Source organism: Vicinamibacteria bacterium (assembly GCA_035620555.1).
Lineage (GTDB): Bacteria > Acidobacteriota > Vicinamibacteria > Marinacidobacterales > SMYC01 > DASPGQ01.
On sequence record DASPGQ010000001.1, the window covers coordinates 1 to 9,186 of the forward strand.

The window sequence follows — 9,186 nt, forward strand, 5'->3', positions numbered from 1 at the left end:
CGGCTGGCGATCGTCGACATCTCTTCCCGAGCCTGAGCCAGGCCAACCCCGCCGCGCAAACGACCCACGACGCTGAGCGCCCGCGCCCGGCGCGAACGCCCGTGGGCGTCGTTCGGGTCGAAGGCGAGCGGCGTCCAGAGCTGGATCTCGTTGCCCGGAGGGAAAACGAAGTCGTCTCCCATCACTCCCACGACGGTATGGCGCACGGAGTCGAGCTCGATGGTGCGTCCCACGACGTCGCTCTTTCCACCGAAGTCGCGGCGCCACATCCCCGCGCTGAGGAGCACGACCTTGTCGTGGCCGGGAACCGCTTCGTCGGGAGTGAAGGTCCGGCCGATTTGCGCCTCGACGCCGAGCACCGCGAACAGCTCCGGCGTCGCGCGGAGCGACGGAAGGTCGCGCGGCTCCTCGGCCTTGAATCCGTATCGAACGTGCCTGAAGGCGGCGATCGCCTCGAAAGAAGTCGCCCCCTCGCGCCAGTCCTGGAAGTTAGGCGGCGACACGAAATCCGTTCCCCCCTCGGGCTTGCGCTCCCAAAGGACCACGATCTCCTCGGGCTCAGCGTAAGGAAGCGGATTCAAGACCACCGCTTTGACCAGGCTGAAGATGGCAGTGTTGGCACCGATCCCCAGAACCAGCGTGGCGAGAGCGACGAGGGTCAAGACCGGCTGGCGCACGAGCGCGCGGTAGGCAAATCGGAGCTCCTTCAGTACGCTTCTCATAAAACGTCAGCCAAGAATACCATCAGCGAGACCGCGAGGCATTTGCATCGGGACCTGGCCTAAGAGCTCACGGAGCCTGTAGAATGCGTCTTCTTCGAACGGAGAAGTTCATGCGCACGACGGACGCGATCCTGACCCTGGGTCTCGCTTTTTTCACCGGCGGAACCGCTTCGGCACAGCGCGGCACCGAGCCAGGCGAGTGGCATTACTACGGCGGCGATCTCGGAAGCACGCGCTATGCTCCGCTCGATCAGATCAACCGCGACAACGTCGGCGCGCTCGAGATCGCCTGGCAATTCGAGACGCGAAACCTGGGTCCTCGACCCGACACCAACTGGCGGGCGACTCCCATCATGGTCGACGGAGTGCTCTACACGACGGCGGGATCACGACGCAGCGCCATTGCCATCGACGCCGGCACTGGCGAGCTGCTCTGGTTCTACCGGTTCGACGAGGGCGAGCGGGGGCTGACCGCGCCGAGGCAAACTTCGGGACGGGGAGTCTCCTACTGGACGGACGGAGAGGAGAAGCGCGTCTTCTTCATAACGCCCGCGTACTATCTGGTGGCTCTCGACGCCGGGACGGGCCGTCCCTTCCCCGATTTCGGCCGTGACGGCATCGTCGATCTCAAAGAAGGTCTCGATCGGCCCGTCGATCTCGTCAAGGACGCCATCGGCTCGAGCACACCTCCAATCGTGGTGGGCGACGTGGTCATCATGGGGGCGGCGCTTCCGTCAGGAGGGGCTCCCCCGACCAAGGAGATGCCTCCGGGGCACGTTCGCGGGTACGACGTCAGGACGGGGAAGAGACTCTGGATCTTTCACACGATTCCCGAGCCGGGTGAGGTCGGGCACGAAACCTGGGAGAACGATTCCTGGCGCACCACCGGAAACGTCGCCGTCTGGACGTCGTTGTCCGCCGATCCCGATCTCGGCTACGTCTATCTTCCGACCGAAGCTCCCACGGGCGACTACTACGGCGGCCACCGCCATGGGAGCAACCTGTTCTCCGATAGCCTCGTGTGTCTCGATGCGCGGACCGGCGCACGAGTGTGGCACTTCCAGACGGTGTATCACGACATCTGGGATTACGACTTGCCCGCGGCGCCGGTGCTCGCGGACATCCGCGTCGACGGCCGCGAGATTCCCGCAATCGCGCAAGTCACGAAACAGGGATTCACGTTCGTTCTCGATCGGCGGACGGGCGAGCCGGTCTGGCCGATCGAGGAGCGTCCCGTCCCCCAAACCGACGTGCCCGGCGAAAAAACCTGGCCCACGCAGCCCTTTCCCACCAAGCCCGCGCCTTTCGACCGGCAGGGCGTCAGTGAGGACGACCTCATCGACCTCACGCCAGAGCTCAAAGAGGAAGCTCTGAAGATCGCCTCGTTCTACCGCCTCGGTCCCCTGTTCACGCCGCCTTCGCTGGTCACCGAGACGAAGAAGGGCACTCTGACGCTTCCGGGATCCCAGGGCGGCGCGAACTGGCCCGGGGCGGCGCTCGATCCCGACACCGGCATCCTCTACGTCGCCTCCTCCACATATCCGACCGCTCTCGGCCTCATCGCCGATCCGGAGCATTCCAACATGGACTACGTCCGAGGCCCGAGACTCATGCTTCCCGAGGGCGGCGGCCCGAGAGGCCTCCCGCTCATCAAGCCCCCCTGGGGGCGGATTACGGCAATCGATTTGAACAGCGGAGAGCACGTCTGGATGATTCCCAACGGAGAGGCGCCCGATTACGTGCGAGAGCATCCCGCGCTCGAGGGAGTCGAGCTTCCCCGGACGGGACGCCCCGAGAGGGCCGGGCTTCTGGTTACGAAGACTTTGCTGTTCGCGGGTGAAGGCGGCGGACTCTTCGGCATGTACGGCGGCGGCGGCAACAAGCTCAGGGCCCACGACAAGGCGACGGGAGAAATCCTGGCCGAGATCGAGCTACCGGCCAACCAGACGGGAGTTCCCATGACCTACCTGCACGAAGGGGTGCAGTACATCGTCGTTGCCGTCGGTGCGTCCGATCACCCGGCAGAGCTGGTCGCCCTGCGCCTCCCCCGGGAGAAGGCCGAATGATGGACCCCGGCCAGCGAAGACTCCGTCTTAGTTCCCCACATCCCCTTTCTTACAGCGGCAGCTAGACCTGGATCTGGACGAGGTCGGGCTCCTCGACGCCTTTGCAGACGCGGCAGGTCTTCGACTCGAGAACGTCTTGCCACATGGCCTGCCGCATCCGGCGCCACTTGGGGCCGGTCCAGATCTCCTCGATCGACTGCTCATGGATGTTGCCCATTGCGAGGGTGCCCTCGTAATCGGTGCAGCAGACGGTGACCGTACCATCCCAGAGAATGACGAACTGCTCGTTGGGCGCGGGACAGTAGCCATCCACTTTGGACGAGGTCGTTCGGCCTTGAATCACGTTGCCCCAGGTGTGGAGCTCTTTCCACAAGATATCGACTCCCGGAAGGATCTCGTAGCGGCCGGTATCGGCATCGTGCTCCAGAAAACGAAATCCCCCGTCGACGTAGTTCAGGTCGTGCTTCTTGGGAGCGAGCCCGTACTTTCGCTCGAGCGACCGGGCGAAGGCGATCCATTCGAGCATGACGCGGTCGGCCTTGGCGTTCGAGCCCACGATCTGGATGCGGGACGAGCCGAGGGTGTTCATCACGTCGATCTCGATTCGGGTCGGCGCGGCCTTCGCGATCTTGCGCTCGACCGCCATCCTGACCTTCTCCAGGTAGATGTCGAAGGTGAGCTTCTTGCTCTTCGCCTTCCGGGTGAGAAACGACTCGGCGTCGGGAGTCTGATAGCTGAGAATGAGGTTCGTGAGCCCCGCGTCGTAGAGGCCATCGACCAGCTCGGGAGTCAGCAAGCTGCAGTTGGTGTTGAGCTCGATCGCGATTCCCTTCTCCCGTTCGGCGTAGCGAACGATGTCCACGAGACGGGGATGAATGGTGGGCTCTCCCATCTGGTGCAGCTTTACCGGATAGAGCGGTCCGAGGCGATGCCTTTCGCGAGCCACCTGATCGAAGACCTTGACCGCGTCCTCGAAAGGCATCATGCCCCGGTGGCGCTCCATGATCTCGTCGGGACAGAAGGTGCAATGGAAGTTGCACAGGTTCGTGATCTCGACGAACAACCACCAGATCGGGTAGACGCGCTCGGGAGACTTGCGGATGGACGGCAGAGGGGCGATCTCGGGAAAGCTCCCGAGGGCATCGACGGGAAGCTCTCGATGAACGGCGACCCGGGAAACGTAGAAATCCTGGCGAATCTCCATACGAAAACTCGCTCCCACGTTCTGGAACCGGTCGGGGTCGAAGTCCTCGATCAGGAAGAGCGCCCGCCGCCACACGGGCTCGGCCGAACGATTGCCGTCCCACCGCTGGATGGCTTCCTTGTAGAGCCCTCCGTAGGGTGCGCCCGGATCGGTCGAAGCGTATTGCAGGCGAAACGTTGCGAACTCTCGGCCGAAGTAATCGACTTCGATCACCGCCCCGTTGGTGAGCCCCCGGCGCAGCCCGTCGGCAAGCCGGAAATAGAGGTACTGCGACCAGCCTTCGGGCGTCACCGCCGCCCTTCCGCCCCTCTCGACGATGTCGTAACGACCGTCGCCCTCGTTGGCGAGCCGCAGGTTGGCGTCGGCGCTCTCGGTTTGGGGCAATAGCAGCTCGGTCGAAGCCGCCGCCGGCCGGCGCAACACCCGCTCGATGAGTGTCGTCATATCGACAGGAAGTATCTCACGATTTCGTCGATCCACGGTTCGACCGCGTGGTAGACGCGATTGCGCGCGTTGAATTTGAGAATGAATCTCTTGTCGTCGCGAATGACGTAGACGGTCCGCTCGAGATAGTCGGCGAGCTGGGTCTCCACGTGGTAGAGGGTCGAGATGGCGATGCCCTCGGCGAGGACCTCGTGTTTCAACAAGCGGTAGTTGTCGGCGAGAGCCTCGGTCCTCTCCGCGTAGAAGCTTTCGACCGTCTCCTCGGGTCCGACACGGTTCACCGTGACCTCGAGCGTCACGTGGACGGTGGTGCCATCCTCTTCGACCGCGATCGGAGGGCTGCGGAATCCCACGAAGAGCGATTCACCCGGATTGGCTACGGTTTGGGTTCTCTCCCAGCTTCGGGGATGAGGGATGGACAGGTCGCCTCCGGGCGCTTCGTAGACGTCGAAGAACTCGCCTCGCTCGATGGAAAGCTCGCGCCACAATCGGGCGAGGGCCTCGTCGTAGGCTTCCATGGTGGGCGATTCGCCCCGCACGAAGAGACCGTAGAGGGTTCCCTCGACATCGGTGAGCATCAGCCGTGAGCGCTCGTCACCGTCTTCGGAGACGAAGTGCCACGTCTTTCCCGGATACCCCTCGAGAGAGTACGGTTCCTCGCGCGCGGCGCTCGAGCCGCTTTGGTATCGCTCGGCGACCTGGCCCAGGTCTCCGTTCGGGGTCGGGCCCGCCATCACCTGGACCCGTATGCCGGCTCGCTCGGGGACGTCCACCGAGCGCCCGGTGAAGGTCTGCATGTGAAAACCCGCCTGCTCCACGGCTTGATCGGCCGACCATCCCTGGGGCAACGGAAACGAGACGCCGATCGCCTGGCTGTAGACGGTGATGAGGGCCGGGGTGGAACGAATCTCGCAGCCCACGAGGAGCCCGCCGAGCGCGACGACGATGGGATAGAGTTGCCGCGGCATCTCATTCGAGCTGATAGTTCGGCGCCTCCTTCGTGATGATCACGTCGTGCACGTGGCTCTCGCGGTGCCCTGCCGCGGTGATGCGCACGAACCGCGCCTTCGTCTGGAGCTCCGATATGCTTGCCGCACCGCAATAGCCCATTCCCGAGCGCACGCCGCCAACGAGCTGCTCGACGACACCCGAGAGACTGCCCTTGTAGGGCACGCGCCCCTCGATTCCCTCGGGCACGAGCTTCCCGGCTTCGACGTCCTGCTGGAAGTATCGATCCTTGGTGGCATCGCTCATGGCGCCGATCGATCCCATGCCGCGATAGCTCTTGAACGTCCTTCCTTGATAGAGGATCGTCTCCCCCGGACTCTCGGTCGTTCCCGCAAACAGGCTTCCAATCATGACCGATTGTGCGCCGGCGGCCAGGGCCTTGACGACGTCACCGCTGAACTTGATTCCCCCGTCGGCGATGAGGGGAACGCCGCGCTTCGCCGCCACTTCGGCGCAATCGAGGATCGCGGTGATCTGGGGAATCCCCGCACCGGAGACGATTCGCGTGGTACAAATCGAGCCCGGCCCCATCCCCACCTTGACGGCATCGACTCCGGCGCGAACGAGATCTTCCGTGGCCTCGGCGGTGCCGACGTTACCGGCGACGATGTCCTGACCCGAAACGATCCCGCGCAGCTTCTCGACGGTCTCGAGCACCCCGCGGCTATGGCCATGAGCCGTATCCACCACGATCACATCGACTTTCTTGTCGACGAGCTGCCGGGCACGCTCGAGGGCCGCTTCGCCGACCCCAATGGCCGCGCCGCAACGGAGCCGGCCCAAGTCGTCCTTGGACGAGCTCGGGTACTTCATCGCCTTCTGGATGTCCTTGACGGTGATGAGGCCCTTGAGGTTGTACTGATCATCCACGACGAGGAGCTTTTCGACACGATGTCGATGCAGGAGCTCCCTCGCCTCGTCGAGGGTCGTTCCCACGGGGACGGTGATGAGGTTGTCCTTGGTCATGACCTCGGAAATCGGCAGCGACAACCGAGTCTCGAAGCGGAGATCGCGATTCGTCAGAATTCCGACGAGTCGCCCCTGCACGGTGACGGGAACGCCGGATATCCGGAACTTCTCCATCAGTGCCAGCGCGTCGGCGATGGGACGCTCGGGCGAAATGGTGATCGGATCGACGATCATGCCGCTCTCGGAGCGCTTGACCTTGTCGACTTCCTCGGCCTGGAGCTCCGGGGCCATGTTCCGATGGATGATGCCGAGCCCGCCGAGCTGCGCGATGGCGATGGCCAGAGGAGCTTCCGTCACCGTGTCCATGCTCGCGCTGACGATCGGGATCCGGAGATGGATATTGCGACTGAAAGCCGTAGCGGTGTCGACCTCCGACGGAAGTACGTCCGACTTTCCCGGGACGAGGAGGACGTCTTCGAAGGTGAGGGCTTCGCGGAATGGCTCGCTCACGCCCCGGCCCCGCAGCATTTCTTGTACTTCTTGCCGCTTCCGCATGGACACGGGCTGTTTCGACCGACCTTCTGCTCGGTTCGGCGCACCGTCTTCACCGCGGCGTCGACGCCGCCCTGAGACTCCCGCCTCGGTCCTCGCAGCACCGGTCCCGAAGACGCAAACGGGCTCGGGGAAGCGCTCGGATCGTTGAAGGACAAGCGACTCGGCCTCGCCATGGGCCGTGACGCGAACATCGGTTCCCTCACTGGCTGCAGTAGGAACAACAGCCGAACGATCTCCTCTTCGATACGGTCCCACATGGCTTCGAACATATCGAAGCTCTCTTTCTTGTACTCGATCAAGGGATCGCGCTGCCCGTATCCGCGAAGTCCGATGCCTTCCTTGAGGTGGTCCATCGCGTACAGGTGGTCCTTCCACTGAGAGTCCACGACCTGGAGCATGATGATTCGCTCGTGGGTGCGCATGAGGTCGGACCCGATCGCCTGCTCTTTCTTCTCGTAGGTCTCGAGGAGTCTCTTCTTGATCTCGTCCTGGATCTCGTTCCGGTTGAGCCCCTCCCAGTCGATCTCCTTCAGCCCCGTCTCGGTGAGGCCGTATTGATGGGTCAGAGACTGGCGGAAGCCGTCGAGGTCCCACTCCTCGGGGTCGCTCTCGGGAGGAAGATGACGGTCGACGAGAAAGCCGAGGATGTTCTCCGCCAGCTCGACGACGTATTCGCGCTGGTCCTTTCCCTCCAGAATGTCGCGGCGCAGTCGATAGATCGCGACGCGCTGCTTGTTCATCACGTCGTCGTACTCGAGGAGGTGTTTCCTCATCGAGAAGTTCTGCGACTCGACCTGCTTCTGCGCGCGCTCGATGGCCCGCGTGACCATCTTGGCCTCGACGGGCACGCCTTCTTCCATCCCCATCCGCTGCATCAGACCGCTGATGCGATCGCTTCCGAAGATGCGCATCAAGTCGTCCTCGAGAGAGAGATAGAAACGCGAGCTTCCCGGATCTCCCTGACGACCGGCGCGACCTCGGAGCTGATTATCGATGCGCCTCGATTCGTGGCGCTCCGTTCCCAGGATGTGGAGACCCCCGACGGCGACGACTTCTTCGTGCTCGTCGGCGACTTCCTTCTTGGCTTTCTGAAGGACCTGCTCCCACTCCTCTTCTCCGGTTTCGAGAGGATCGATTCCCTGTTTCTTCAGAGCGACGCGCGCCAGATATTCCGCGTTACCGCCCAGGAGAATGTCGGTGCCGCGGCCCGCCATGTTGGTGGCGATGGTCACCGCGCCCTTGCGACCCGCCTGGGCCACGATCTCGGCTTCCATCTCGTGGTACTTCGCGTTCAAGACCACGTGCTTGATGCCGCTCCGCTTCAGGAGCTGGGACAGTTTTTCGCTCTTTCCAATCGAGGTCGTCCCCACGAGGACGGGGCGACCCTTGTCGATCATCTCCCGAATCTCGTCGACGATGGCGTTGAGCTTCTCGCGTTCGGTTCGATAGACGACGTCGGCGTACTCGTCCCGGATCAGAGTCCGGTTCGTCGGAACCGGTACGACCTCGAGCTCGTAGATCTTCTCGAACTCCGCGGCTTCGGTCTCCGCGGTTCCCGTCATACCGGCGAGCTTGTCGTACATGCGGAAGTAGTTCTGGAAGGTGATCGTGGCGAGCGTCTGGTTCTCTCGCTCGATCTTCACGTGCTCCTTCGCCTCGACCGCCTGGTGAAGGCCGTCGGACCACCGCCGCCCGGGCATGAGCCGTCCGGTGAACTCGTCGACGATGATGACCTGATTGTCCTTCACCATGTAGTCGGTGTCGCGTTTGTAAAGGGTGTGGGCCCTGAGCGCCTGGTAGACGTGGTGGAGGATGTGCATCTGCGCGGGCTCGTAGAGATTTTCGATTCCGAGCAGCTTTTCGACGCTGGGAACGCCTTCCTCGGTCAGAGTTACCGTGCGGGTCTTCTCGTCGACGGTGAAATCGAAGTCGCGCCGCAGGCGCGGAATGATCCGATCGATCTTGTAATAGAGGTCCGTCGACTCCTCAGCGGGCCCGCTGATGATGAGCGGCGTCCGGGCCTCGTCGATGAGGATGGAATCCACCTCGTCCACGATTCCGAAATGGAAGAGCTTCTCGACGTCCTTCCCGTCGGCGTCTTTCGCGATCTTCGGGTACAGTCGGTGGACGAAGAGCGACGGGTCGAACTTCATGTTGTCGCGGAGATAGTCGAACCCGAGCTCGTTGTTGGTCCCGTATGTCACGTCGCACCGGTAGGCTTCCTGCCTCTGAGTGCCGGTCATGTCGTGCTGGATGACGCCGACGGTGAGGCCGATGA

General features: G+C 63.1%; 6 protein-coding genes. 1 reads left to right on the forward strand and 5 read right to left on the reverse strand.

The genetic code is table 11. From position 1 onward, the window contains the following. The coding region (locus tag VEK15_00005; GenBank protein HXV59044.1) for an ABC transporter permease at positions 1-722 on the reverse strand (722 nt) is incomplete at its 3' end. 110 nt (positions 723-832) lie between these two features. Here VEK15_00005 and VEK15_00010 point away from each other — a divergent pair. Continuing rightward, the gene (locus VEK15_00010) at positions 833-2,788 is read left to right on the forward strand and encodes a pyrroloquinoline quinone-dependent dehydrogenase (protein ID HXV59045.1); all 1,956 of its coding nucleotides are present in this window, start codon (positions 833-835) and stop codon (positions 2,786-2,788) included. Positions 2,789-2,849: 61 nt separating this feature from the next. Here VEK15_00010 and VEK15_00015 read toward each other — a convergent pair whose 3' ends face one another. From VEK15_00015 to secA, 4 genes are all read right to left on the reverse strand, one after another. Continuing rightward, a complete protein-coding gene (locus tag VEK15_00015; GenBank protein HXV59046.1) occupies positions 2,850-4,436 on the reverse strand; it encodes a radical SAM protein in 1,587 nt (528 codons plus the stop codon). Next, positions 4,433-5,404 carry a hypothetical protein gene (locus VEK15_00020; protein ID HXV59047.1) on the reverse strand — a complete coding sequence of 324 codons (972 nt, stop codon included), beginning with the start codon at positions 5,402-5,404 and terminating at the stop codon, positions 4,433-4,435. The genes VEK15_00015 and VEK15_00020 overlap by 4 nt, the downstream gene beginning before the upstream one ends. 1 nt (position 5,405) lies before the next feature. After that, complete coding sequence (guaB, locus tag VEK15_00025) at positions 5,406-6,881, reverse strand: IMP dehydrogenase (GenBank protein HXV59048.1); 1,476 nt, start codon at positions 6,879-6,881, stop codon at positions 5,406-5,408. Further along, a partial coding sequence (secA, locus tag VEK15_00030) for a preprotein translocase subunit SecA (protein HXV59049.1) occupies positions 6,860-9,186 on the reverse strand: 2,327 nt, incomplete at its 5' end. The genes secA and guaB, both read right to left, overlap by 22 nt.

Coding starts and splice junctions, on each gene's coding strand:
- VEK15_00015 (HXV59046.1), bottom strand. CDS start 4,436: ATGACGACACTCATCGAGCGGGTGTTGCGCCGGCCGGCGGCGGCTTCG.
- guaB (HXV59048.1), bottom strand. CDS start 6,881: ATGCTGCGGGGCCGGGGCGTGAGCGAGCCATTCCGCGAAGCCCTCACC.
- VEK15_00020 (HXV59047.1), bottom strand. CDS start 5,404: ATGCCGCGGCAACTCTATCCCATCGTCGTCGCGCTCGGCGGGCTCCTC.
- VEK15_00010 (HXV59045.1), top strand. CDS start 833: ATGCGCACGACGGACGCGATCCTGACCCTGGGTCTCGCTTTTTTCACC.